This window comes from Pseudomonas sp. NFACC08-1 (genome assembly GCF_900106735.1).
In the GTDB taxonomy this organism is placed as follows: Bacteria; Pseudomonadota; Gammaproteobacteria; order Pseudomonadales; family Pseudomonadaceae; genus Aquipseudomonas; species Aquipseudomonas fluorescens_Q.
In genome coordinates, this window is record NZ_FNNL01000007.1 from 189,202 (window position 1) to 212,867 (window position 23,666).

Sequence of the window (23,666 nt, forward strand, 5' to 3'; positions counted from 1 at the left end):
GGGTTCCTTGATCAGTCCGCGCGCGGCGGGCTGTTCTGTTCGGTCAGGGTCTTGTCGTCGCTGATGGCGATGGGCGTACCGTTATCGAGCTTGATCTGGCCGGCGATCACGACTTGGTCGCCGCTCTGCACACCTTTGGTAACCAGCACCTGCCCGTCGCGTCGCTCGCCGGTTTCAACGAAACGCCGTTCAGCGATCAGGACCGGCTGGCCCTTGTCGTCTTTCTCGACTGTGCCGTCGGCGGCTTTCTTTTGCGCCACCACGTACATGGAGTTGCCGTAGAGGGTGTAGGTCACGGCGCTTTCCGGCACGACGATTCCGGCGGCCACGTCCGGCAGGATCACCTGCAGGTTGGCGAACATGCCGGGCAGCAGCTTGCCGTCGGGGTTGCCCAGGGTGGCGCGCACCAGGACGTTGCGGGTGCTGTCCTCGACCTTGGGGTTGATCGCGCTGATGGTGCCGACGAAGGTCTGCCCGGGATAGGCCGAGACGCTGACGTTGACCGGTTGGGCGACCGCGAGCCGGGGCACGCTTTGCTCTGGCACGTAGAAGTCCACGTACAGGCTGCTGAGGTCTTGCAGGGTGGCGATCACCGTGCCGCTGGCCAGGTAGTCGCCGACGTCCACCTGGCGAATGCCGATGGTGCCGCTGAATGGCGCCAGAATCTGTTTTTTGGCCAGCGAAGCCTTGAGCTGGTTGACCGTGGCCTGGTTCTTCTTCAGTTGTGCCGAGAGCCGGTCGAATTCGCCCTTGGAGATCGCCTGGCTGCCCACCAGCTGTCGGCCGCGACCGAAATCCAGTTGCGCCAGGCCAAGGTCGGCCTCGGCGGTTTCCAGCAGGGCGCTTTCGACTTCACTATCCAGTTGCAGCAGCGGCTGGCCCGCCTTGACCTTCTGCCCGGACTGGAACTGCACCTTCTGCACGGTCCCGGCGATTTCCAGGCTCAGGTCCACGCCTTGCAGGGCCTTGAGGCTACCGACGGTGGGCAGGCGTGCCTGCCAGGGCTGCTCGATGGCCTTGGCCACGGCCACGCTGACGGGTGGTTTCGGTGCAGAAAACATCTGGATCTGCTGGTAGATGGAGAAGGCCTTGTAGCCGGCGAGCAACAGCACCACCAGCAGGACAACACCCAACATGATCAGCATGCGGCGTCGCAGCATGTTCCACTTCCTTGGAAAAGAGCTGAGAGAAAATACAGATAGGCGGGCACATTACCCTGAGTGTGCGGGCTATTCCAGATGCTGGCGGGCTGGAGGTGCGTGGGATTTTTCCGAAAAATCAGGGAGCTCGGCGCCGATGGGCTTCGCTCCCTGGCTCAGGCCAGATGCAAATGGTTGTCCCAGAGCCCTGCCGGCAGATCCAGCGGCTTTGCAACCAGTTGTGTCTGCCGGCAATCGTAATAACGGCAACGCCCTTGTCCCGACGTCACGACGAAACCGTCGGCCACCGCACCCACACCGGCACAGTCCGGTAAAGGTGCATCCAGGCGCACTTCACCGCTGTCCAGGTCCCAGATGAAAAAGCGGTTGCCACGGGGAGCGGTCAGGGCCACCAGGCGCAGGTCGCTGTGCACGGCGACGCTGGCGGTGTAGTGCCCCATGGCCTGCAATTGTTCCTCAGGCAGGGGAAACGCCTGGAACGGCTGGCCCGGCCGCTTGATCGCTAGCAGTTCCGACGACTCGTGGGCTGCGCCCATGAACTGCTGGCCGGAGACGATGGTGCCGTCACTGGCGATGCCGAGGTGGCGCACGCTGTTCATCGATTGGGCGAGGGTTTCCTTGCTCAGCAGGGTGCCATCGCGTTGCATCAGCACCAGGCTCGGCTCCATGGCGTCGAGGTTCATTTCGACCCGGCTTTCGGCCTCGGTGCGAATGCCGCCATTGGCCACCACCAGGGTTTCGCCATCAGGCATCCATGAGACCTGGTGCGGACCGATGCCATGGGTGGATATCTCGCCGCTGTGCACCAGCCGCTCGCCTTCGAAACGGTAAACGCCCAACAGGCCGCGTCCCGGGTCGGTGGTGTCGTTCTCGGTGGTGTACAGCCATTCGCCGCTGTTATGGATGACCGCGTGGCCGTAGAAATGCCGGTTCGGCAACGAGGCGATGGTTTGCAGCAGCGCCCCGTCGCGCAGGTCGATCAAGTAGCTTTCGGTGCCTGGACGACGGGCGACGAACAGCGCAATCGGCTGTGTCGGATGATTGATGATGTCATGGCAGCGTTGGCCGACCTGGGTGGCGAACACCCGGGTGCCGTCCAGTCGATAGCCGACGGCATAGTGCTTGCCGTCGCCATCGTCCCGTGCCGAAAGCAAGAGTGGGTGCTTGTCCTTTTGCTTGAACAGCGTCCAGCCGCCCAGGGTGACGGCGCCGAGCAGCAAGCTGCCCAGTGCCAGGACCTGACGTCGAAACATGATCAGTCACCGTCGTTGGCATTGAAGCCCAGTTGAATGCCCAGCGCCTTGGCCAGTTCGCCTTCGTGCAGGCGATGGACGACGTTGAGGCTGTCATACAAATCGTTGAGTTGCTGGCGCCCGGCATCGTCGTTGAGCATTTCGGTCAACGAGCGCTGGCTGCTGGCGAACAACTTCAAGGAGGCATCGTAGGCGGCGTCGATCTTGTCCGCCAACGGTTTCTGGTCGCTGGGCAGCAGGCCGCGCAGACCCTTGTTGTCCACGCCGGCCCAGACGGTCCTGGCCGCGCTCAGGCTGGCCTCCAGGCCTTGCAGCGACGACTGGCTGCGCCAGGCATCGGCCTGGAACGGTTGCGGCACACCCTTGCTCTGGCGGCCCATCGGCGTGCCGAGTTTTTTCTTCAGGGTGTCGAGGGCGGTGACCTGGACCCGCAGCAGGTCAGCGATGGCTTCGTGGGAATCGGCGTAGCGCTGGTTGGGGAATTTGCTCATCTGGGCGAGCATGCCGTCGTTGGTGTTCCAGCGCGACAGGATCTCTTCGGCCAGTTGTTTCTGGCGTTCGCCAATGGCGGTGAGCAGCGGGCAATACTTGGCTTTTTGCGCACTGTCGGCCATGTCGATCTTGGCGTCGAACAGCAGGTATTCATAGGCCGAGAGGCCCTGGACCACGACGCTGGACTTGGCCAGGCCGGCGGCGTCGATCTGTGGCTCGCTGTTGACCAATTGCTCGACCTGACGGCCCACCAGGTTTTTCTTGTCCGGCCAGAACTGCACCTGCCAGGCGCGGTTGCCCTCGGCCAGCGGACCGATCAACAGCGGTTGCAATTCGGCCCAGGCTTTTTGTGCCTTGAGGAAATCGGCGCGGGCGGTTTCCAGGTTTTCCTTGCCTTGGCAGAAAGCCAGGGCGCTGGTCGCCAGTTGCCGGTCGGCGTCGACCCAGCGGCTATAGGTCGGCAGGATCACTTGCTTGGCGATGGCGGCCGAGGTTACGGCTTGTGGATCCTGGGGCGAGCAGGCACCGAGGGCGATGGCGGCGAGGCTGGTGAACAACAGCTTGGGACGGAACATGTTGTGCTCCCACTTCTGGAAAAGGCATTTAAAGGGAATTCAGGAAGGCCAGCAACGCAGTGCGCTGCTCGGCATTGAACGCTAAAACCTGACGCTGCGCCGCTTGTGCTTCGCCGCCATGCCACAGCACGGCTTCGAGCAGGTTGCGGGCCCGGCCGTCATGCAGGAACTGGGTGTGGCCGTTGACGGTTTCGGTCAGGCCGATGCCCCACAGCGGCGGGGTTCGCCAGTCACGGCCGCTGGCCTTGAATTCGCTGCGGTTGTCCGCCAGGCCTTCGCCCATGTCGTGCAACAGCAGGTCGGTGTAAGGGCGAATGAGCTGGTTCGCCAACTCCGGTTCGGCGGCGTTGGCGGAGGTGGTGTATTTCGGGGTGTGGCAGGACTGGCAACCGGCCTGGAAGAACAGATTCTTGCCCGCCAGCACCTGGGGTGAATTCACCTCGCGCCGGGCCGGTACGGCGAGGTTGCGGCTATAGAACAGCACCAGTCGCAGGATGTTGTCGCTGACTTCCGGTTCGCCATCGGGGCCGTTGCCGCTGGGCGCACGCTTGCAGTCGGCCTGGGTCTGGGTGCAGTCGTCGAAGGGTCGCAGGCTTGTCGTCAGGCCCATGTCGCCGGAGAACGCGTGGACGTTCTGCTGGTTGAGGTTGGGCTGTCCGGCCTTCCAGCCGAACCTTCCCAGGACGGTTTTTTGCTGGGCATCGTCCCAGACCTCGTTGGGACGCCCGGCGATGCCGTTTTTCTCCCGGGCCTGGGCTTCGGCGTTTGCGAGGATGGCTTCGTCGGGGATCGCCTCGAGCAGTCCCAGGCCGATCATCGGCGGGGCGACGCGGGCGGAAAAACGCGTGTCCGGGTGCATCGGTCCATAGGCCAGTTGGGTAATCTGCAGGTCCGGCTTGCGCAGTTCCACCACGGTGCCGTCCTTGAAACGCATCGGGACCGGCGTGTAATCGACCCGCACCTTGCCTTCGGGGGCGACGCCGGGCACGGACATGTCCTGTAATTGCCCGCCGTAAACCGGTTCCGGCACGACGCCCAATTGTTCGATGACCTTGGCGTAGGGTGGTGCGTCGGGGATCGACAGGCGTACCAGCATCGATACCGCGGTGGTCGCGTCCGGCGCAGGTGGGTGGCCGCGGCCGTCCTTGATGTGGCAGTTCTGGCAGGCGTTGGTGTTGAACAAGGGCCCGAGGCCGTCGCGAGCGGTGGTGGTCGAGGGGGCGATCACCCAGGGGCTGCGGAAGAAACTGTTGCCGACGCTGAAATCCACGCGCCGTGAGGGCGGCAGGTTGGCCGAGGGCAGGGAAAAGGCGTTCTGGTCCGTCTTGCGTACTGTCGCGGCGCCACCGGAACGGGCTTCACCCGGTTCGGCCTGGGTAAAGCGCGGGGCATCATCGCAGGCGCTCAGGCCCAGGGCCATGAACAACGCACATAAACGAAGAGGCAACGACGGCATCGGGCGTCCTGGGAGATGAGTGAAAACGAGGGCGCAAAGTCTAACAGGGCGGGGCTGTTTGAATAAGAGGAATTATCGTTTGGTTGAGGGGGTCGCGCTTGCCTGGCGGCAACACTGCTCACTCAGGCTTGCTCGATTCCCTGTGGCGAGGGAGCTTGCTCCCGCTCGGTTGCGCAGCAACCGCAAAATCTTGGGGCCGCTTCGCAGCCCAGCGGGAGCAAGCTCCCTCGCCACAGGGTGCAGCGTTGCCCTGGAGTCAACAGATCAACTGTTCATTTGCAGGTTACGGCTGGACAACAGCCCCCGGCACCAACGGCAACTCCAGCGTCGCGATGAACCCGCCGCCAGGATGATTGCCCAGCACCAGCGTGCCGCCGTGGCGTTCGGCGGCACGGCGCGCGATGGCCAGGCCCAGGCCATGGCCGGCGGCGGTCTGGCCGGGCGCGCGATAGAACGGCTCGCCCAATTGTCCCAGGTGTTCGGCATCCACGCCTGGCCCGTGGTCGCGCACGCTGATCAGGATCCGTTCACCCTGGCGCATCGCGTGCATCTCGATCGATTGCCCGGCCGGATTGAAGCGCTGGGCGTTGCGCAGCAGGTTGTCCACTGCTCGCTCGATCATGGTCGGCCAGCCCTTGAGGGTCAGGTCCGCCTCGGTTTCGAGCTGCACGGTTTGTTCCGGTGAGGCCAGTTGCGCATCTTTTTGCAGGGTGACCAGCAAACCGTTGAGTTCCACCTCTTCGGCGCTGGCGTTGTCGGCATCGACCCGGGCCAACACCAGGATTTCACTGATCAACGCTTCCAGGCGATCGCATTCGCGGGTCAGGCGTGGCCAGAGCCTTTCACGCTCCTCGGGGCTGGCCCGTTCAGCCAAGGCCAAGGCAATGCGCAGCCGGGCCAGGGGCGAGCGCAGTTCGTGGGACACGTCGCGCAGCAGTTGTCGCTGGCTGGTGATCAAGCTTTGCAGGCGTGCGCCCATGCGGTTGAAGTCAGTGGCCAGTACGCCGAACTCATCCCGCCGGTTGGCCAGCTTGGCGAGGCTGTTCTGCTGATAGGCGGCCTGGCCCAAGTCATGCACCGCACCACGCAGGCGGCTCAGCGGGCGAGTGATGGAAAGCGTCACCAACAGGCTGAACAAGGTCAGCACCACCAGCGCGATCCCCAGCGCACTGAGGGGCCAGAGCAGGCTGTCGCGGTGCCAGGCGTCCAGTTCGGGATGGGGGATGCGGTAGATGAACAGATACGTGTCGCCGGTTTTGGCGCTGGTGAATTCGTCGGTCAGTCGCCGCCAGGGCAGGCGTCGCTCGTTGTTGTTCTGCCGAGCCTCGAAGGCCGCGGCGCGATGTGGGAAGGTGCCGCGCACCACCGGGTCGCCGCTTTCATTGAACACTTGGACGTCGATGTGATATTGACGCTTGCGCTGTTGCAGGATGTCCTGCGCGGCGTCCTCGCCCTGGCTTTCGTAGGTTTGTGTCCACTCTTCGGGCAGGGTGTTGAGACCCGGATGGCGGCTGAGGATCCAGGCGTCCTGATTGAGCATGTGGCCCATCAGGAGCGAAAGCCCTGCAACCAGAGCGATGGCCAGCCAGAAACTGGCCAGGATGCGCCAGAACAATGAACGCACGGTAAATCCTCGAAAACAAAGAAAGCCCAACGGCGACTTGCCGTTGGGCTGGGGGCTTCAGTGCATTATTGCGCTTTTTGCGGCTGTTGCGCTTTCCAGGCCTTGAACTCAGCCCACTCGGCGCGACGCTCGGCCTGTTTCTTCTGGATCGCGTCGAACTCTTTCTGCTGCTCAGGCTTCAACAGCCCGCGGATCTGGGCATCGATCTTCTGATGCCGGGCGTCCATTTCGTCTTGCATGGCTTTCTGGTCGGCTGGCGACAGCTTGGCCAGGTACTTGTCTACCAGTTCGCGTTGTTCGTGGCGCTGTTCGCCCATGATCCGGCGAATCTGCTGGCGCTGTTCGCGGCTCAGGTCCAGATCGCTGAAGGGACCTTTGTCATGTATCATGCCGCCGTGGCGCGGGCCATCCATCGGACCCATCGGGCCGGCGTCTCCAGGCATGGCCATGGCGACGGTCGGCAGGGCAGCAGCGAACATCAGAGCGATAAGGGTCTTGCGCATGGTGTGTCTCCTTGTCTCATTCCCGGTCAGTTCCGGATGAGTGCAGATTACGGAGATCAAGGTCAGCGGCGGTCAGGGGTGGGTAAAGCTTGGGTAAAGAGGTTTTGGTGGCGGGCTTACAAAACCGTCGAAGCAAAAGATGTGGCAGGCAGATAATCTGTGGCGAGGGGATTTATCCCCGTTGGGCCGCGCAGCGGCCCCCCCTTGGTGTTATTTGATACACCAATGGGCAGACTGACTTGGGGGCGCTTCGCACCCCAACGGGGATAAATCCCCTCGCCACAAAGGGATCATGTCCCCCAGTCCAAGCAAGGCATCGGTGCAGTGCTTAGAGGCTGTAGTAGTAACCACGGCTACGCAGCGCCACGATGCGCGGGCGGCCGTCGGGGTGGGGGCCGATCTTCTTGCGCAGGTTGCTCACGTGCATATCGAGGCTGCGGTCGTACAGGGTCAGCTTGCGGCCCAGGGCGATCTGCGCCAGTTCCTGCTTGTCCAGCGGCTCGCCTGGCTGCTTGAGCAACGCTTCGAGCAGGCGGCTTTCGGAAATGGTGAGGGCCTGTTCCTGTTCATCGATGCTGACCACGCCACGCACCGGGCTGAAAGTCAGGTCACCCAGTTCGATCTGGGTGGACACGGCCGTCGGGTGGCTGCGCCGTAGCACGGCGCGCAGGCGGGCGGTCAGTTCGCGTGGGTCGCAGGGCTTGGCCAGGTAATCATCGGCGCCCAGTTCCAGGCCGAGGATACGGTCCAGCGGTTCACCCCGGGCCGACAGCATCAGCACCGGCAGCTCCGGGTGATCGCTGCGCAATTGCTTGAGCAGTTCCAGGCCACTGCCGTCGGGCAGCATCACGTCCAGTACCACGGCTGCCGGGGCGGTTTCGGCCAGGGCCTTGCGGGCACTTTGGCCATCGTGACAGGCCCGGACCTGAAAACCTTCCTGGCTCAACCAGCTAACGAGGAGCTCGCACAGCTCCTGGTCATCGTCTATCAGTAACAGCTCGCTCATGACTCACTCAATTTAGCCATTGCCGACGTTGTCTACGTCCACCGCTGGCAAAGATACCGCACAGCAGGGCCAATAGCGCTACCCCGGCACCGATGACAAACCATTGCTGTTGATCGGTCAACAGGCGTGGCAGGGGGCTGGCCTGGGCTTCCTTGAGTTGCAGCTTCAGGCGCTGGTTCTCCTGGCGCAACCGGGCCAGCAATGCGCTCTCGCGTTCGCTGTCGGCGCTTTGCAATTGCTTGCTCAATTCTTCGCGCTGGCGTTCGCTGTCTTTCAAGCGTTGCTGCAGTTCGGCGATCTGGCTGCCGGCACTCAGGGACAAAGGCGTCGAATGACTGCCCTCGGTGTTCTCCTCGCCATGGGCGGGTGCCCCGATCGCCAACGTGACCAATAACAGGCACAACGGACCTTTGCGCATTGCAACTCCTGAATTCCAATCGAGATTAGACAGGTTGTCGGCAGGCAAACGAGAACAATGAGCAATTGAACGCAATGAGCCGCGAAGGCTCATCGCGCCAGGGGCATTTACGGCATGACTTGCTTGAATGGCTTGACCACGACATTGGCATAGACGCCGGCCGCAACGAACGGATCGGCCTCGGCCCATTGCTGCGCGGCGGACAGCGAGTCGAATTCGACCACCATCAGGCTGCCACTGAAGCCCGCGGCGCCCGGGTCATTGCTGTCCACCGCCGGATGCGGTCCAGCCAGCACTACGCGGCCTTCGTCCTGGAGTTTTTGCAGGCGCTCCAGGTGCGCGGGACGAGCGGCCTGGCGTTTTTCCAGGGAGTTGGCGACGTCGGTAGCAATGATTGCGTAGAGCATGTCAGTCCTCGGTTTTTGGCGTGGTGGGGTCGGCATCATGCAGATGACGGGACAGGTAGATACCCTGGCCAATCAGGAACAACAGCGTCAAGCCCAGGCTACCGAAGACCTTGAAGTCGACCCAGTAGTCCTGGAACGTGAATGCAACGAACAGGTTGGCGGCGCCGCAGAACAGGAAGAACGCGATCCAGGCGATGTTCAACCGGGTCCAGATCAGTTCTGGCAGGTTGATGGCATGGCCCATGATGCGCTTGATCAGCAAGCGGTCACCGACAAAGTGGCTGCCGATGAAGGCGAGGGCGAACAACCAGTTGACCACCGGGGCCTTCCATTTGAGGAAGGTTTCGCTGTGGAACGCCAGGGTCAGGCTGCCGAACACGAGGCAGGCGATCAGGGTCAGCCACTGGCTCTTCTCCAGCTTGCGCTGGGACACGAACAATGCGCCGTAGACCACCAGGGAACTGATGATCAGCACTGCGGTGGCGCTGTAAATACCGCCTACAGTCAAGGAGTGACCGGCGATATCGACGGTTCGTGGATCAAGTTTGTAGACGATGAAAAACAGCAGGAGCGGGATGAAGTCGATGAATTGTTTCACAGTGGCAGCCAGAAGCAGGATGTGGCGGCATAATAACAAACATCCTTGGCCGCGATAGGGCCAGCTGATTTGAGGTAACAAACTCTCGTGAATGTTGATTTGCACTGCCATAGCACGGCCTCCGATGGCGCCCTGGCGCCTGCGGTTCTGGTGGCGCGGGCGTTCGAGCACGGCGTGCGAGTCCTGGCCCTGACCGATCACGACACCCTCGAAGGCCTCGACGAGGCCCGCAGCGCCGCCACGGCACTGGGCATGCAACTGGTCAATGGGGTCGAGTTGTCCTGTACCTGGGGCGGGGCGACCATTCATGTGCTGGGCTATGGTTTCGATGTGAATGCGCCCGCGTTGGTCCAGGCCATCGCGCAGTTGCGCGACGGGCGCTGGCTGCGTTCCGAAGAGATCAGCCGCAAGCTGGCCCTCAAGGGCATGCCCGGTGCGCTGGACGGCGCCCGGCAGATCCAGCAGGAACTGGGCGACAGCGGCAACGCACCGGCCCGGCCACACTTTGCCGACTGGATGGTGCGCGAAGGGTTCGTCAAGGATCGCGCCGAAGCGTTCCGCAAATGGCTGGGGGCCGGCAAGCTGGGGGATGTCAAGCAGCACTGGCCGACGCTGGAAGAAACCGTCCAGACCCTGCGGGCCGCTGGCGCCTGGGTCAGCCTGGCACATCCATGGCATTATGATTTCACTCGCAGCAAGCGCCGTCGCCTGGTCGCCGACTATATTCAAGCGGGGGGCCATGCCATTGAGGTGGTCAACGGCCATCAGCCTGCCGAGCAGGTCGGCAGCCTGGCGATCCTGGCCCGTGAGTTCGGCCTGCTGGTCACCGCCGGCAGTGATTTCCATGGCCCTGGGGGCTGGTCCGAGATTGGCGAGTACCGCCCGTTGCCGGAAGATCTGCCACCACTATGGTGTAGATTCAAACATGATCCCGTTACCGCCGCCGTCTGAACAGGTAGAACACGTGAGTCAATTTTTCCAGATTCATCCGGAAAACCCGCAAGCGCGCCTGATCAAACAGGCCGTGGAGATTATTCGTAGCGGTGGCGTGGTGGTCTATCCCACCGACTCGTCCTATGCCATCGGTTGCCAGATCGGCGACAAGAATGCCGTGGAGCGTGTCAGACGCCTGCGTCAACTGGACGACAAGCACAACTTCGCGCTCATCTGCAGCGACCTGTCGCAGTTGGGCCTGTTCGCCAAGATCGACACCGGCACCTTCCGCCTGCTCAAGGCGCATTTGCCGGGGCCATACACCTTTATTCTCAATGCTACGCGGGAAGTCCCGCGGCTGTTGCTGCACCCGAAAAAGCGCACCATCGGCCTGCGGGTGCCAAGCCATCCCATTGCCCTGGCGCTGCTGGCGGAACTGGGTGAGCCGCTGATGAGCGTGACGCTGATCATGCCCGGCGAGACCGATCCATTGACCGATCCCTATGAGATGCGCCAGATCCTCGAGCATCAGGTGGACCTGATCATCGACGGCGGTTTCGGCGGCATGTCGGCGTCCACGGTGATCAACCTGGCCGATGGCGAGCCCCAGGTGGTGCGCGTCGGTTGTGGCGATCCGACACCGTTCATGGTCGAGGCCTGAATGTCCGCCGTGGAAACCGCCGTGGAGCGTACAGACAGCCAGGCCGGCGCGCAGCAGGAGCTGCCGTTCGCCATGGTCTATGGCCAGGCGGTCATGGAAATGCCCCTGGACCTGTACATTCCGCCGGATGCGCTGGAAGTATTCCTCGAAGCCTTCGAGGGCCCGCTTGACCTGCTGCTGTACCTGATTCGCAAACAGAACATCAACATCCTCGACATCCCCGTGGCGGAAATCACCCGCCAGTACATGGGCTACGTCGAGTTGATGCAGTCGGTGCGCCTGGAACTGGCGGCCGAGTACCTGGTGATGGCCGCCATGCTGGCCGAGATCAAGTCGCGGATGCTGCTGCCGCGCTCGGCTGAGGTCGAAGCGGAAGAGGACGACCCGCGGGCCGAACTGATCCGTCGTTTGCAGGAGTACGAACGCTTCAAGGTCGCAGCCGAAGGCCTCGATGGTTTGAACCGGGTCGGGCGCGATGTGGTGGTGCCCAAGCTCGATGCCCCCGAGGCGCGGGCGCGCAAGTTGCTGCCGGATGTGAGCCTGGAAGAGTTGCTGATGTCCATGGCTGAGGTCCTGCGCCGGGGCGATATGTTTGAAAGTCATCAGGTCAGCCGCGAAGCGCTGTCCACCCGCGAGCGCATGAGCGATGTGCTGGAGCGGCTCAAGGGCGGCGGTTTCGTGCCGTTCGTCGAGCTGTTCACCGCCGAGGAAGGGCGCCTGGGGGTCGTTGTGACGTTTATGGCGGTCTTGGAATTGGTCAAGGAATCCTTGGTCGAGCTGGTACAGAATGAGCCGTTCGCAGCGATCCATGTGCGGGCACGAGCCGAATAACGAGCAAATCAATGAATCTGACTGAACCCCGCGAGCTGGCCCCCTTGCTTGAAGCTTTCCTGTTGGCCTCGGGAAAGCCGCAATCGATGGAGCGCCTGTTCGAACTCTTCGAAGAAGGCGAGCGACCTGAGCCGGCCGTGTTCAAGAAAGCCCTGACGCTGCTGGGCAAATCCTGCGAGGGACGGGCCTTCGAGCTCAAGGAAGTGGCGTCCGGTTATCGCCTGCAGATCCGCGAGAAGTTCGCGCCATGGGTCGGGCGCCTGTGGGAGGAGCGGCCGCAGCGCTACTCCCGCGCCATGCTCGAAACCATGGCATTGATTGCCTATCGTCAACCGATCACCCGGGGCGAGATCGAAGATGTGCGCGGCGTGGCGGTCAACAGCCATATCGTCAAGACGCTGTTGGAGCGCGAGTGGATCCGCGTCGTCGGCTATCGCGATGTGCCCGGCAAACCGGCGATGTTCGCCACCACCAAGGCCTTTCTCGATCACTTCAACCTGAAGAACCTGGATGACCTGCCGCCGCTGGCCGAACTGCGGGAGCTGGAACCCGAACCGATGCTGGAATTCGACGACGCCCCGGTGCCCCAGGGCCTGCAGGAATTGGCCGACGCCAGTGCCGAGCCTGAGGAGCCGAAGGAAGAGACCAGTTTCCACTCGTTGTTGCTGGAGCTGGACACCATGGAGGAGGGCTTGAAGACCGATTTCGACGACCTGCTGCGTGAGGGGCCGGGGCCTGAAGGCGAGACGGATGAGTTGCCGGAGCCTGACAGCGAGTCGGAGCCTGAACCTGAGCCGGAAGAAGACATCCTCGGCGTTGCCGAAGCCCGGGAAAAACTGCTGGCCGCCGTCGCCGCCCTCCAACCGCCGGAACCCGAACTGAGCGACGAGGAAGCCGAAGCCCGCGCCCTGGCCGAAGCGATCGAAAACGAACGGCGCCAGTTCGACGATTGATTCAACTGGGTTGGAACGCGGTCGCCTGTGGGAGCCGAGCTGCTCGCGATGACAGAGGAACATTCAGCATCAATGCAAGCTGACCCACCGCTATCGCGAGCAAGCTCGGCTCCCACAGGGGGCCTTCAGCCACCGGTCGGCGGAAAAAGCGCTGAGCCTGGGTTGATCAGCTAGTCTCTGATGCGCAATCGCCTCAACGAGCGTATGATTCGCGACCCTTTGGCGATCCCTTCGTCGAAGACCCGTTTTCAAAGCGTCAGGCCAAGCCTGGCTCGACCACACCGGGAGGTGCCCAGAATGAAAGACCAAGACCAGAACGACAGCCAGGAAATCGGCCCAGCAGGCGAGAAGCTGCAAAAAGTCCTCGCCCGTATCGGCGTTGGTTCGCGCCGTGACGTGGAAGCCTGGATCACCCAGGGCCGGATCAAGGTCAATGGCAAAGATGCCACCTTGGGCCTGCGTGTCGACATGCATGACGCCATCACCATCGATGGCAAGGTGATCAAGCGCGAAGAGGCCGCCGAAACGGTGCGTCGCGTGATCATGTACAACAAACCCGACGGCGAGATCTGCACCCGTGACGACCCGGAAGGCCGTCCGACCGTGTTCGACAAGATGCCGCGTCCGAAAGAGGGCCGCTGGATCAACATCGGGCGCCTGGACATCAACACCACCGGTCTGCTGATGTTCACCACCGACGGTGAGTTGGCCAACCGTTTGATGCACCCGTCCTATGAGATGGACCGCGAATACGCTGTGCGTGTGCGTGGTGAAGTCGACGACGAGATGATCGAGCGCCTGAAGGCCGGCGTCGTGCTGGAAGACGGTCCGGCGCGTTTCACCGACATCAAGCAGGCGCCCGGCGGTGAAGGCTTCAACCACTGGTACCACTGCGTGGTGATGGAAGGCCGCAACCGTGAAGTGCGGCGTCTGTGGGAATCCCAGGGGTTGGTGGTCAGCCGCCTCAAGCGCGTGCGCTTCGGTCCGGTGTTCCTCAATTCCGACCTGCCGATGGGCCGCTGGCGCGAAATGAGCCAGTACGAAGTCGACATCCTGGCGGCCGAAGTGGGCCTCAAGCCGGTAGCAATGCCGCAGATGACCGCCAAGAGCAAGGACAAGCTGGAGCGGATGCAGCGCAAGTCCTCGCGTCCGATGGGCAAGACCGAGCGCGTGCGTACCCTGCGTCCGGCTGCTGAAGGTGTGGCGACCGGCCCGCGTCCTTCACGCGAGCCGCAGATCGAAGGCGAACGCCCGGCCCGCAAGCCTGCACCTCGCCAGGACGGTGAGCGTGGCCCACGTACGCCGCGTCCGGCCAATGGTCGGACTGAACGTGGTGAGGGGCGCGGTGCTCCGGCTGGCCGCGGTACGCCAGTCGCCGATCGCCCGGCCGACACCAAGCGTCCGGCCAAGCCCGCGCCGAAAAAGCGCCCGGGTATCGTCCTGGCCGATCGCGATGCGCCATCGGGCAAGCGCCGTGGTGCACCGGCAGGTTCGGGACAGCGTCCGGGGTTCGGGCGTCGTAAGCCGGAGTGAGGCAGCCATGAGCTTCTAGCTGCAAGCTGCAAGAAAAAACGGCAACCACTAGGTTGCCGTTTTTGTGTCTGGCGTTATTGATACGCTGCCGGTGCGGCCGTCTTCGCGAGCAGCTCCACGCCACGATCCAGAGGCTGCTCGCTCTTTCTTGCCGCTTGAAGCTCGCCGCTTGCAACTGCCCCTAAAGCACAAACCGCCCATCAAACATCGGCTTGTTATCCAGCGCCAATACGCCGCTCTCGAAAATCAGGTCCAGGTGATGGCTGCCCTTGGCCCCGCCACCGAGTCCCAGGTGCAGGCCGCAATGGCGCTCCTCGAAACCGGCGTTGCGTGCATAAAGACTCTTGACCCCTTCATTGGTGCCGATTCCCAGTTCCTCGATGCGGCGATTGGACGGGTTGGCGTCCAGGTACTTGTTGAAGTCGTGCTCCAGGCCCGGTACGTCGGTGGCGATTTTCTGGATGGTGGAGTCTTCGATCCACAGCTCCAGCGGCGATTGCAGCACGCCGTATTTACGTGCGAACGGGATGGTGCTCAGGAAGGTGCCGACGAAATTCACCCGACCATTGATGGTGTCGCTGTGAGTGGCGATTTCGCCGGGCGCCAGGTCGTAGTTGCCGAGGCCGTTGATGTCGGTCCACTTCTTCACGCCGCCCAGGACTGTGTCGAAATATGAACCGTGGTCATCCTGGAAACTCAGGGTCGCCGCCTGGGACATGCGTCGGATCAGGTGACTGTTGAGCCCGGCGATACGCTGGGGAATCACGCTGAAGGTGTCGTAGAAGTAGTCGCCGTAGTCCTTGAACAGCAGCGATTTCTTCCAGTTGTCGGCCATCACGCCTTGCAGTGCGCGGACAAAGTCCGGGCCGTCGGGACGAGGGTTGGGCAGGGTCGAGGAGTCGTAGAAGAAAATATACAGATCGCTGTCGGCAATGGCCTGGGACAGGCGCTCCGTGGGTTCGAGGTCCAGGCGCATGGCACTGAACCGGAAGGGCGAGCCGCTGCCCGCCTGTTCGGCGATGGCGCCGGTCAGCGCTTCGTAGTCAGCGGTATGGCCGAGCAACACCTTGGCGGGCTGGATGCCGGCCAGGGCGGGATGGTGTTCGAGGTAGTAAAGGAAATGTGAGATGGCTCGTTGCGTGTCCATGCTTATTCTTCCCTGACAAGTTCATTAAACGTCCCTGACAACCGGCAAAAGTGGCGGAGTCGACCGGCCGGATCGCCTCCGCCGGGCGGTGCCTACAGAGGCCACATCGCCGTGCCGAATGGAACGACGGCATCGGCCTGCATCATTTCAACGGCGGCTTCATGGGTTGGGGCTTCAAACCATTCGTCCAGTTGCAGTTCGGTTTCCAAGTCTTTGTCCAGTGCTTGCATAGTGAATCTCCTAGATGACTTTTACGGAAATAAGCGGCTCGCTTCGGCGAGTGGAAACAGGCCGGCGACGGCACCGCAGAACTTGTCGGCACGATGCCTTGGCAAGTCGCTGAAAACCTAGTCGAGGGAATTTTGGATTGCAAAAAAATAATTTATTTTTTTTCGTTTGAACTTTTTGTTCCATTTTCAGCGACGACATTACTCATTCAAAAACAGCCGCCTGGGTGTTTTTTTAAATAGGTAGCTACCTACCGTCAATTTGCAGTCAGCCTACGGAAATTTCCTACTTGGAAAATTTGCGTGACGGGTTGTAAAGAAATGCTGACGTAAAAGGCCGGTCGAGAGGGGCCGAAACGTCGTTTTCCCAAAGCGTAAGAAAAAACTTCCGTAAGCCCCGCCCTGCAGGGGTTTCCAAAGCTCTGGCCCGCTTGTTTCGAATCGATGGGCAGGGTGAGATGCGCCTCATGCCTGTCGTGCAGGTGAATAACAAGAAGGAGGCGCAATGAACGCCGCAGCTCAAGTGCATTTCTCCCGTCGTAGCGTTTTTAGCGCTACACCCTTCAGGGGCTCGCAAGGGCCTGGACACTTTTTTGCAGCCGCCCGGCATGTTCGGGGCGGCCCCACGCAATCCCGGCAAACGACACGCTGATCCGGTGGTGTCTGGCAGCAGGGGGTCAGCGGTGTACAATGCGCCGCGTTTTACTGTGACCCTTCGCGTACCCACGCACTTTCAAGGTTATCCACCTTGTTCACTCCGCCACGCCACAAGCGTGTCGGGTTCGATTTCGTCACAGATAAAAACAAACAGGTGACGCATGACCGTTGTAAAAACGCTGAATTCCTGGTGCCTGCGCTGGGGTTTGATCGGCGCTGCTTGAGATCCGATTCGAGCGGCAACGTCTAACGAACATCATCAAACCTTGCGTGAGACCCTTTTCATGAGTGGACAAAACTCGCATTCGGGCGAGCTGAAACGCGGCCTGAAAAATCGCCACATTCAACTGATCGCCCTCGGTGGCGCGATCGGCACTGGCCTGTTCCTCGGCTCGGCGGGGGTGCTGAAATCAGCCGGCCCGTCGATGATCCTTGGCTACGCCATCTGCGGCTTCATCGCCTTCATGATCATGCGCCAGTTGGGCGAAATGATCGTCGAAGAGCCAGTCGCCGGGTCCTTCAGCCACTTCGCCCACAAGTATTGGGGCGGTTTCGCCGGGTTCCTGTCGGGTTGGAACTGCTGGATTCTGTACATCCTGGTGGGCATGTCCGAACTGACTGCTGTCGGCAAGTACATCCATTACTGGGCGCCGGATATCCCGACCTGGGTGTCGGCGGCGGCGTTTTTCATCCTGATCAACGTCATCAACCTGGCTAACGTCAAAGTCTTCGGCGAGGCCGAGTTCTGGTTCGCGATCATCAAGGTCGTGGCGATTGTCGGCATGATTGCCCTGGGCAGCTATTTGCTGGTCAGTGGCCACGGCGGCCCGCAAGCGTCGGTGACCAACCTGTGGTCCCATGGTGGGTTTTTCCCCAATGGCGTCAGCGGCCTGGTGATGGCCATGGCGATCATCATGTTCTCTTTTGGTGGCCTGGAAATGCTCGGTTTCACCGCCGCTGAGGCCGACAAACCGAAAACCGTGATCCCCAAGGCCATTAACCAGGTGATCTACCGGATCCTGATTTTCTACATCGGTGCGCTCGTGGTGCTGCTGTCCCTGACGCCTTGGGACAGCCTGCTGAGCACGCTCAACGCCTCCGGCGATGCCTACAGCGGCAGCCCGTTCGTGCAGGTGTTCTCGATGCTGGGCAGCAACACCGCGGCGCATATCCTCAACTTCGTGGTGCTGACCGCCGCGCTGTCGGTGTACAACAGCGGCACCTATTGCAACAGCCGTATGTTGCTGGGCATGGCCGAGCAGGGCGATGCGCCCAAGGTCTTGTCCAAGATCGACAAGCGCGGCGTGCCGGTGCGTTCGATCCTCGCATCGGCGGCGGTCACGCTGGTGGCGGTGCTGTTGAATTACCTGATCCCGCAACATGCGCTGGAGTTGCTGATGTCGCTGGTGGTCGCGACCCTGGTGATCAACTGGGCGATGATCAGCTACTCGCACTTCAAGTTCCGCCAGCACATGAACCAGACCCATCAGACGCCGCTGTTCAAGGCGCTGTGGTACCCGTACGGCAACTACATCTGCCTGGCGTTCGTGGTGTTCATCCTGGGCGTGATGTTGTTGATCCCGGGCATCCAGGTATCGGTCTATGCGATTCCGGTGTGGGTGGTGTTCATGGCCGTGTGCTATTGGATCAAGAACAAGCGCAGTGCGCGGCAGGAACTGGCTGTGGCGGCTGCAGCCAAGTAATCCATCCTGAAAATACAACAAACCCGGCGAAGTGCCGTAATGCTGTTCACTCAAGGCAATCGGCAAACCCGTGGCGAGGGAGCTTGCTCCCGCTGGGCCGCGAAGCGGCCCCAAAACCTGCCAGATGCGGAGCATCAGACGCACCGCACCCGCCGGTTTACGACTGCTTCGCAGCCGAACGGGAGCAAGCTCCCTCGCCACAGGTCCATCATTTTTCTTGAATGAACCGCATTAGGCCAGGTGCCGGGTTTGTCGTTTCCGGCTCACACCTCCCACAGGGTTAGGCGTTGTCGGGGGGATTCGCGGTATCCTGTGGGGCCTGATACCGGACACTTTCCATGCTGGCGATTTCCAACACCGTGCACATCCCGGATGCCGAGATCGAGCTGACGGCCATCCGCGCCCAGGGGGCCGGGGGGCAGAACGTCAACAAGGTCTCCAGTGCCGTGCATTTGCGCTTCGACATTCCGGCCTCGTCGCTGCCCGAGTTCTACAAGGAGCGGCTGCTGGCCCTGAGTGACAGTCGCATTACCAGCGACGGTGTGTTGATCATCAAGGCCCAGCAGTACCGCACCCAGGAACAGAACCGGGCCGATGCCCTGGAGCGCCTGCTCGAGCTGATCCTCAGCGCCACCAAGGTCGAGAAGAAGCGCCGTCCGACCAAACCGACCCTGGGTTCGAAAAAGCGTCGCCTGGAATCCAAGACCAAGCGCGGCTCGATCAAGGCCGGCCGCGGCAAGGTGGACTTCTAGCTTTTCTCCCGTTCCTGGCGATGCCTCGGCGCCTGTCGGTACAGATAGACGCTCAATGCCAACCCGCCCAGGGCCGCGAATGCGGCGAACAGAAAGATCGAGGCAAAGCCGAAGCCCGCAGCAATCGCACCGGCCAGCGGTCCGGTGATCCCCAGCGACAAATCAATGAACAGTGAATAAGCCCCCACCGCCGCCCCACGGCTGGAGGCCGGCACCAGGTTGACCGCTTCCACGCCCAGCGCCGGAAACACCAGGGAGAAGCCGAAACCGCTCAACGCCGCGCCCGCCAGGGCCCAGTGGGCATCCGGTGCGAGCCACAACAGCAACAGGCCCAGGGTTTCCACCGACAGGCAGGCAATGGCGACGCGGAAGCCGCCCATTCGGTTGATCAGGTTGCCAAAGAGCAAGCGCGCGCCGATGAAGCTGGCGCCGAACAGGCTCAGGCACAACACCGCGTTGTCCCAATGCTGGGTGGCGTAGTACAGGGTGATGAACGTGGCGATGGTGCCAAACCCGATGGAACCCAGGGCCAGGCCGCAGCCGTGCGGCAGGACGCGCCCCAGCACGTGCATGAACGGCAGGCGTTCGCCAGTGACGATGGGCGCGGCGGTTTTGCGCCAGGCCAATGCCAACCCCAGCAAACCGAGCAAGATAATGCTCACGCCCATGCTCCACAGCCCCAGCGCATTGACCAGCCACACCCCCAGCGGTGCGCCGATCGCCAGCGCGCCGTAACTGGCGATACCGTTCCAGGAAATCACCTTGGCGGTATTCGCCGCGCCGACCCGGCCGATGCCCCAGCCAATCGAACCGGAGCCCACCAGGCTTTCCGCGCTGCCGAGCACCAGACGACCGATCAGCAGGCTGATCAGGCTGAACGTGGGCAGGTGGGGCGTCCAGGCAGAGACCAGCATGAACACGCCGCTCAGCCCGCAGCCGGCGAGGCCGAACATCACCGCGCGCTTGCTCCCCAGGTTATCGATGATTCGCCCGGCGTAAGGACGACTGAGCAGGGTGGCCAGGTATTGCACGCTGATCACCAACCCGGCGATCACTGCGCCGAAGCCCAGTTCGCCGTGGACGAACCCGGGCAGCACGGCCAGGGGAATGCCGATATTCAGGTAGCCGATGAAGGTGAACAGGACGATGGAGACGACTTGCAGCGTGACCGCCAGGGGGCGCTGGGAATCTGACATGGGGTAAAGGTCCACGGAGCAGCAGGATAGATAGGCTGCTTATGATAACGGCGACCGTGGGGTCAGGGCGCAGAAAAGTAAAACTATTTGCCCAATGGTGGTTCAGTTGCCGCTCTCACCGCTGACCAGGCGTGTGGTAACCAGTGCGGCGATGGCGTTTTCTTCGCTGCCAAAGCGCGCCAGCAGGACCGCTTGTTTCTCGGCAGGAAGGCGGGTCCAGATCTCGACCATTTTTTCGGCAGTGCCGATCAGTACGCTGGCCTGGGCTTCGCTGAATGGAGGGGTGTCATCGGTCATGGAGGGCTCGGGGTTCAGGCGGTGTGGAAAGCGCATCTTAGCGCTTTCCACACGGTCTGGTGGTGCGGGTCAATCAGTCTTCGCTGTCGGCCTGGCGGCGTTCAGTGGCTTCTTTTGGCTCGGGTTGCTGGGCGTCTGCTTGCCCCCCGGCTTGTAGCGTGGTCGTCTGCTCAGTGTCGTGCAGGCTTGGGAAGGGGAGATTAGGGATCTCGTGCATATCGCGCTCCTCGCAAGGTCTGTGGATAGATCTGGTAGATCCGCGCTTTTACAAAGCCTGGGCAGGATACAGCAGGAGAAATGACAAAAAGACTTTTAAATCCCGTCGGGCCGACAAAAGGGATTGTCTAGACACGTCATGTTCAATAGTCACCTCGCTTGCGAAATGCCCAGCGGCCGGCAATCAGCGTGAAGGTTGCCACCAGTGCCACCAGGATCCAGAAGCCTTCGGGATCGCTGGCAAGCGGCACGCCACCGACGTTCATGCCAAAGAAACCGGCAATGATGTTGATGGGCAATGCCAATACCGTGACCACCGTCAGGGTGAACAGGGTGCGGTTGCTTTGTTCGTTGAGATTGGCGGCGATTTCTTCCTGGAGCAGCTTGATCCGTTCACTCAACGCGGTGAGGTCGTTGATGATCAGGGCGAATTCCTCGGTGGATTTGCGCAGCTCCTTGACGTCTTCTTTCTGCAACCATTGCGGCGGGCGGTTGAGCAGACGTAGCAATGAACCCGGCTCCAGGGCCAGCAAGCGCTGCAAGCGCACCAGCACCCGGCGGTTGCTGCCCAGCTCGGCGCGGTTGGTGGACAGCCGCGAGGACAGCAATTGATCTTCGATCTGGTCGACGCTCAGGCTGGTCTTGCGCACGATCTGGGTCAGCACTTCGCCCTGGTCGCGCAGCAAGTGCACGAGTAATTCCACTGGCGAGCGAAAGCACTCGCCGGCCTTCACCGACGAGCGCAGCTTGTCGACCGAGTGCAAGGGTTGCAGGCGCGCGCTGACGATCAATCGGCTGTGCACGCAAACCCACAATGTGGAGACATCCGAGGACACCATGTTGCTGAGGTTGAACACGACATCGTTCACCACGGCCAGCAACGCCGAGTCGACATGCTCGATGCGGGTCGAGCGCGAGCCTTCGTGCAAGGCTTCGAAAAATTCCTGGGGCAGGGCCAGGTGACCTTTCATCCAGCGCTCGCACGCAGCGTGGGCCAGGTTCAGGTGCAGCCAGAGGAACTCATCCGAGTCTTGCGGGTGTTGCAGGCTCCGTAAGGCCTGGGCCGAATCGATTTCCTGCCCGCGTTCGCCGGGGCGGAAACGGAACCCGTAAAGCAGGCCGAACAGGTCCGGATCACGGTGGCTTTGATCAAGGCTGTGGTTCATGAAGTCTCGCTGGCGGGAAGTGCCTGTCGCGGCTACAGGTTCACTTGAACGCCATCTTCGCAAGCTTTCTTGATGGTTTTGTGACAGTCCCATCCGCACCGCCAAGCTGGCGCTACCGGCAGTCGCCAAGTTTCAAGAATGCCCCGGGCAGGCCGATGTCGTGTACATATCCCCCGTATTCGGTGTGTTGCGGATATGGGGGCGGGACATCGTTCCTGTTCCTCTTGCTTAGAGATTGCTCCCCATGATTCTACAAAAATCCCTTCGAGCCCAGATTCTCGCCCTGTTGAGCGGCAGCCTGCTGGCGATGTTGCTGATCGCCCTGGCGTCCTTTCATTTCCTTTCCAATGGTGTCCAGAACTATCGCAACCTGATCGATGGACCGTTGCGTGCCTCGCAATTGATCGACGAGGCCAACCTGCAGTTCAAGGTGCAGGTGCAGGAATGGAAAAACGTCCTGCTGCGCGGCAAGCAGCCGGCGGACCTGGATAAATACTGGAAGCAGTTCGAGGAACGTCAGCGTGAGGTCCAAGACATCCTTGGCCAATTGAGCGGGCGTGAAGGTGTGCCGGCGCCAATCAAGACCCGCATCGTGGCCCTGCGCGATGAACATCGTCAGTTGGGTGCTGCCTACCAAAAGGGCCGTGACGCATTTGTCGCCTCCGGTGGCGATTCGGCGGCGGGCGATGCGGCGGTCAAGGGCGTGGACCGTGCGGCCAGTGAGCAAATGAGTGCGCTGGTGGTGGAGCTGCGCAAGCTGGCCACCGAGCAATCGACGCTGATCAGTGCCGGCGCCGATCGCACGATTATGCTGGGCACCGTGATCATGCTGGTGTCGGGTGTGCTGATTGGGCTGTTCAGCCTGTGGCTGGTCAATCGCAACCTGGTTCAACCGATCCGTAACCTGATCGACTACGTGACCCGACTCAGCCATGGGCGTTTCGCCGAGCGTGTGACGAGCAACCGTCAGGACGAGTTGGGCAATCTGGCGGTAGCGGCCAACACATTGCGCGATTTCCTTGCCGAAACCTTTACCCGCCTGCAACGCAGTGCCACGGAACTGGACAGTGCCAGCGGTGAGCTCAATGCCATCGCCAGCCTGATGAGCCAGGGCACCAGCGAGCAATTCGAACGCACCGATCAGGTGGCGACGGCGATGAACGAAATGTCCGCCACGGCCCAGGAAGTGGCCCGCCATGCGGCTGATGCTGCAAGGGCGGCCGATGACGCCGATCAATCGGCGCAGCAGGGCGAGAAGGTCATGCAAGGGACCATTCACACCATCACGCGGATGCGCGGCGAGATCGCCAACACGGCCACGGTCATCCGTCAGTTGGAAACCGACAGCGGGCGCATCGGCAAGGTGCTGGAGGTGATCCGCGGGATCGCCGAACAGACCAACCTGCTGGCCCTCAATGCTGCCATCGAAGCGGCGCGAGCCGGGGAGGCGGGGCGCGGTTTCGCGGTGGTCGCCGATGAGGTCCGCAGCCTGGCCCAGCGTACGGCTTCGTCAATCATCGAGATCAACCAGATTATCCAGACTGTACAAACGGGAGCGGTGGACGCGGCCCACGCCATTGAGAGTGGGCAATCGCGCAGCGAAGAAAGTGTGGAGCAAGTGACCCAGGCCGGTGTGATGCTCGAACGCATCACCCAGGCTGTCGAAGCGATTCGCGACATGAACCGCCAGATCGCCACCGCAGCCGAAGAGCAGACTTCCGTGGCCGAAGACATTTCCCGCAACCTGACGGAAATCACCTGCATCGCCAGCACTAACCTGGACAATGTGCAACGCACCGAAGCCGCCAGTCGGGACTTGCACGGTTTGTCGGGACAGTTGAATGAAGTGACGGCGCGGTTGAGTGCCTGACGGTCGTTCGCGACAGGTATTGATAAACGCAA

At 61.8% G+C, this 23,666-nt stretch carries 24 protein-coding genes; 8 read left to right on the forward strand and 16 right to left on the reverse strand.

Annotated features, from left to right (window positions below):
* Nucleotides 1-11 precede the first annotated feature (11 nt).
* The 10 genes from BLU76_RS16520 to BLU76_RS16565 all read right to left on the reverse strand — a co-directional run bounded on the left by BLU76_RS16520 (nucleotide 12) and on the right by BLU76_RS16565 (nucleotide 9,492).
* A complete protein-coding gene (locus BLU76_RS16520) occupies nucleotides 12-1,160 on the reverse strand; it encodes an efflux RND transporter periplasmic adaptor subunit (RefSeq protein ID WP_092223521.1) in 1,149 nt (382 codons plus the stop codon).
* A 155-nt stretch (nucleotides 1,161-1,315) separates the two neighbouring features.
* Nucleotides 1,316-2,413, reverse strand: coding sequence for a DUF1513 domain-containing protein (locus tag BLU76_RS16525; protein WP_092223523.1), 1,098 nt, complete (start codon nucleotides 2,411-2,413; stop codon nucleotides 1,316-1,318).
* Nucleotides 2,414-2,415: 2 nt separating this feature from the next.
* Complete coding sequence (locus BLU76_RS16530; RefSeq protein ID WP_003204891.1) at nucleotides 2,416-3,480, reverse strand: imelysin family protein; 1,065 nt, start codon at nucleotides 3,478-3,480, stop codon at nucleotides 2,416-2,418.
* Between the two features lie 28 nt (nucleotides 3,481-3,508).
* On the reverse strand, nucleotides 3,509-4,936 hold the full coding sequence (locus BLU76_RS16535; RefSeq protein ID WP_092223525.1) for a di-heme oxidoreductase family protein: 1,428 nt from the start codon (nucleotides 4,934-4,936) through the stop codon (nucleotides 3,509-3,511).
* A 283-nt stretch (nucleotides 4,937-5,219) separates the two neighbouring features.
* Nucleotides 5,220-6,560 (reverse strand): sensor histidine kinase, encoded by a 1,341-nt coding sequence (locus BLU76_RS16540; RefSeq protein ID WP_063324673.1) that lies wholly within the window; start codon nucleotides 6,558-6,560, stop codon nucleotides 5,220-5,222.
* A gap of 65 nt (nucleotides 6,561-6,625) precedes the next feature.
* Nucleotides 6,626-7,063, reverse strand: a complete 438-nt coding sequence (locus BLU76_RS16545; protein ID WP_092223527.1) for a Spy/CpxP family protein refolding chaperone — start codon at nucleotides 7,061-7,063, stop codon at nucleotides 6,626-6,628.
* Between the two features lie 328 nt (nucleotides 7,064-7,391).
* Nucleotides 7,392-8,069: a response regulator transcription factor gene (locus BLU76_RS16550; RefSeq protein WP_063324675.1), complete on the reverse strand. Its 678-nt coding sequence runs from the start codon at nucleotides 8,067-8,069 to the stop codon at nucleotides 7,392-7,394.
* Nucleotides 8,070-8,076: 7 nt separating this feature from the next.
* Nucleotides 8,077-8,487 (reverse strand): SH3 domain-containing protein, encoded by a 411-nt coding sequence (locus tag BLU76_RS16555; RefSeq protein ID WP_092223529.1) that lies wholly within the window; start codon nucleotides 8,485-8,487, stop codon nucleotides 8,077-8,079.
* Nucleotides 8,488-8,594: 107 nt separating this feature from the next.
* Complete coding sequence (locus tag BLU76_RS16560; RefSeq protein WP_057452480.1) at nucleotides 8,595-8,894, reverse strand: YciI family protein; 300 nt, start codon at nucleotides 8,892-8,894, stop codon at nucleotides 8,595-8,597.
* 1 nt (nucleotide 8,895) lies between these two features.
* Nucleotides 8,896-9,492: a septation protein A gene (locus tag BLU76_RS16565; protein WP_092223530.1), complete on the reverse strand. Its 597-nt coding sequence runs from the start codon at nucleotides 9,490-9,492 to the stop codon at nucleotides 8,896-8,898.
* Nucleotides 9,493-9,579: 87 nt separating this feature from the next.
* Here BLU76_RS16565 and BLU76_RS16570 point away from each other — a divergent pair, with 87 nt between their 5' ends.
* The 5 genes from BLU76_RS16570 (at nucleotide 9,580) to rluB (ending at nucleotide 14,403) form a co-directional block, all read left to right on the forward strand.
* Complete coding sequence (locus tag BLU76_RS16570; RefSeq protein ID WP_060740970.1) at nucleotides 9,580-10,443, forward strand: PHP domain-containing protein; 864 nt, start codon at nucleotides 9,580-9,582, stop codon at nucleotides 10,441-10,443.
* 13 nt (nucleotides 10,444-10,456) lie between these two features.
* Nucleotides 10,457-11,086, forward strand: a complete 630-nt coding sequence (locus tag BLU76_RS16575; protein WP_063325238.1) for an L-threonylcarbamoyladenylate synthase — start codon at nucleotides 10,457-10,459, stop codon at nucleotides 11,084-11,086.
* Nucleotides 11,087-11,218: 132 nt separating this feature from the next.
* The gene (locus BLU76_RS16580) at nucleotides 11,219-11,917 is read left to right on the forward strand and encodes a segregation and condensation protein A (RefSeq protein ID WP_165826070.1); all 699 of its coding nucleotides are present in this window, start codon (nucleotides 11,219-11,221) and stop codon (nucleotides 11,915-11,917) included.
* Nucleotides 11,918-11,928: 11 nt separating this feature from the next.
* The gene (gene scpB, locus BLU76_RS16585) at nucleotides 11,929-12,870 is read left to right on the forward strand and encodes an SMC-Scp complex subunit ScpB (protein ID WP_063324679.1); all 942 of its coding nucleotides are present in this window, start codon (nucleotides 11,929-11,931) and stop codon (nucleotides 12,868-12,870) included.
* Nucleotides 12,871-13,167: 297 nt separating this feature from the next.
* Complete coding sequence (gene rluB, locus BLU76_RS16590; RefSeq protein ID WP_060740973.1) at nucleotides 13,168-14,403, forward strand: 23S rRNA pseudouridine(2605) synthase RluB; 1,236 nt, start codon at nucleotides 13,168-13,170, stop codon at nucleotides 14,401-14,403.
* A 181-nt stretch (nucleotides 14,404-14,584) separates the two neighbouring features.
* Here rluB and BLU76_RS16595 read toward each other — a convergent pair whose 3' ends face one another.
* Entirely contained in the window at nucleotides 14,585-15,550 is a 966-nt protein-coding gene (locus BLU76_RS16595) for a M29 family metallopeptidase (protein WP_092223532.1), read from the reverse strand.
* A 92-nt stretch (nucleotides 15,551-15,642) separates the two neighbouring features.
* Entirely contained in the window at nucleotides 15,643-15,780 is a 138-nt protein-coding gene (locus BLU76_RS31555; protein ID WP_003178782.1) for a hypothetical protein, read from the reverse strand.
* A gap of 938 nt (nucleotides 15,781-16,718) precedes the next feature.
* On the opposite strand from BLU76_RS31555, the gene BLU76_RS16600 reads away from it, so the two are divergent.
* Complete coding sequence (locus tag BLU76_RS16600; protein WP_063324682.1) at nucleotides 16,719-18,137, forward strand: amino acid permease; 1,419 nt, start codon at nucleotides 16,719-16,721, stop codon at nucleotides 18,135-18,137.
* Nucleotides 18,138-18,475: 338 nt separating this feature from the next.
* A complete protein-coding gene (gene arfB / locus BLU76_RS16605; protein WP_092145197.1) occupies nucleotides 18,476-18,889 on the forward strand; it encodes an alternative ribosome rescue aminoacyl-tRNA hydrolase ArfB in 414 nt (137 codons plus the stop codon).
* Here arfB and BLU76_RS16610 read toward each other — a convergent pair.
* The 4 genes from BLU76_RS16610 to BLU76_RS16620 form a co-directional block, all read right to left on the reverse strand.
* Entirely contained in the window at nucleotides 18,886-20,085 is a 1,200-nt protein-coding gene (locus BLU76_RS16610) for an MFS transporter (protein ID WP_063324684.1), read from the reverse strand. The genes arfB and BLU76_RS16610 overlap by 4 nt on opposite strands.
* Nucleotides 20,086-20,187: 102 nt before the next feature.
* Nucleotides 20,188-20,418, reverse strand: a complete 231-nt coding sequence (locus tag BLU76_RS16615; protein ID WP_092223533.1) for a hypothetical protein — start codon at nucleotides 20,416-20,418, stop codon at nucleotides 20,188-20,190.
* 37 nt (nucleotides 20,419-20,455) lie between these two features.
* Nucleotides 20,456-20,599 (reverse strand): hypothetical protein, encoded by a 144-nt coding sequence (locus BLU76_RS31560; protein WP_003204853.1) that lies wholly within the window; start codon nucleotides 20,597-20,599, stop codon nucleotides 20,456-20,458.
* Between the two features lie 142 nt (nucleotides 20,600-20,741).
* On the reverse strand, nucleotides 20,742-21,764 hold the full coding sequence (locus tag BLU76_RS16620; protein WP_092223535.1) for a transporter: 1,023 nt from the start codon (nucleotides 21,762-21,764) through the stop codon (nucleotides 20,742-20,744).
* Between the two features lie 244 nt (nucleotides 21,765-22,008).
* Here BLU76_RS16620 and BLU76_RS16625 point away from each other — a divergent pair, with 244 nt between their 5' ends.
* Complete coding sequence (locus BLU76_RS16625; RefSeq protein ID WP_092145203.1) at nucleotides 22,009-23,634, forward strand: methyl-accepting chemotaxis protein; 1,626 nt, start codon at nucleotides 22,009-22,011, stop codon at nucleotides 23,632-23,634.
* The last annotated feature ends 32 nt before the right edge of the window (nucleotides 23,635-23,666 follow it).

What these genes read in the sequence shown, in the direction of transcription:
- BLU76_RS16520 (WP_092223521.1), bottom strand. Translation starts at nt 1,160, where the DNA reads ATGCTGCGACGCCGCATGCTGATCATGTTGGGTGTTGTCCTGCTGGTG.
- BLU76_RS16525 (WP_092223523.1), bottom strand. Translation starts at nt 2,413, where the DNA reads ATGTTTCGACGTCAGGTCCTGGCACTGGGCAGCTTGCTGCTCGGCGCC.
- BLU76_RS16530 (WP_003204891.1), bottom strand. Translation starts at nt 3,480, where the DNA reads ATGTTCCGTCCCAAGCTGTTGTTCACCAGCCTCGCCGCCATCGCCCTC.
- BLU76_RS16535 (WP_092223525.1), bottom strand. Translation starts at nt 4,936, where the DNA reads ATGCCGTCGTTGCCTCTTCGTTTATGTGCGTTGTTCATGGCCCTGGGC.
- BLU76_RS16545 (WP_092223527.1), bottom strand. Translation starts at nt 7,063, where the DNA reads ATGCGCAAGACCCTTATCGCTCTGATGTTCGCTGCTGCCCTGCCGACC.
- BLU76_RS16550 (WP_063324675.1), bottom strand. Translation starts at nt 8,069, where the DNA reads ATGAGCGAGCTGTTACTGATAGACGATGACCAGGAGCTGTGCGAGCTC.
- BLU76_RS16555 (WP_092223529.1), bottom strand. Translation starts at nt 8,487, where the DNA reads ATGCGCAAAGGTCCGTTGTGCCTGTTATTGGTCACGTTGGCGATCGGG.
- BLU76_RS16560 (WP_057452480.1), bottom strand. Translation starts at nt 8,894, where the DNA reads ATGCTCTACGCAATCATTGCTACCGACGTCGCCAACTCCCTGGAAAAA.
- scpB (WP_063324679.1), top strand. Translation starts at nt 11,929, where the DNA reads ATGAATCTGACTGAACCCCGCGAGCTGGCCCCCTTGCTTGAAGCTTTC.
- rluB (WP_060740973.1), top strand. Translation starts at nt 13,168, where the DNA reads ATGAAAGACCAAGACCAGAACGACAGCCAGGAAATCGGCCCAGCAGGC.
- BLU76_RS16595 (WP_092223532.1), bottom strand. Translation starts at nt 15,550, where the DNA reads ATGGACACGCAACGAGCCATCTCACATTTCCTTTACTACCTCGAACAC.
- BLU76_RS31555 (WP_003178782.1), bottom strand. Translation starts at nt 15,780, where the DNA reads ATGCAAGCACTGGACAAAGACTTGGAAACCGAACTGCAACTGGACGAA.
- BLU76_RS16600 (WP_063324682.1), top strand. Translation starts at nt 16,719, where the DNA reads ATGAGTGGACAAAACTCGCATTCGGGCGAGCTGAAACGCGGCCTGAAA.
- arfB (WP_092145197.1), top strand. Translation starts at nt 18,476, where the DNA reads ATGCTGGCGATTTCCAACACCGTGCACATCCCGGATGCCGAGATCGAG.
- BLU76_RS16610 (WP_063324684.1), bottom strand. Translation starts at nt 20,085, where the DNA reads ATGTCAGATTCCCAGCGCCCCCTGGCGGTCACGCTGCAAGTCGTCTCC.
- BLU76_RS16615 (WP_092223533.1), bottom strand. Translation starts at nt 20,418, where the DNA reads ATGCGCTTTCCACACCGCCTGAACCCCGAGCCCTCCATGACCGATGAC.
- BLU76_RS31560 (WP_003204853.1), bottom strand. Translation starts at nt 20,599, where the DNA reads ATGCACGAGATCCCTAATCTCCCCTTCCCAAGCCTGCACGACACTGAG.
- BLU76_RS16620 (WP_092223535.1), bottom strand. Translation starts at nt 21,764, where the DNA reads ATGAACCACAGCCTTGATCAAAGCCACCGTGATCCGGACCTGTTCGGC.
- BLU76_RS16625 (WP_092145203.1), top strand. Translation starts at nt 22,009, where the DNA reads ATGATTCTACAAAAATCCCTTCGAGCCCAGATTCTCGCCCTGTTGAGC.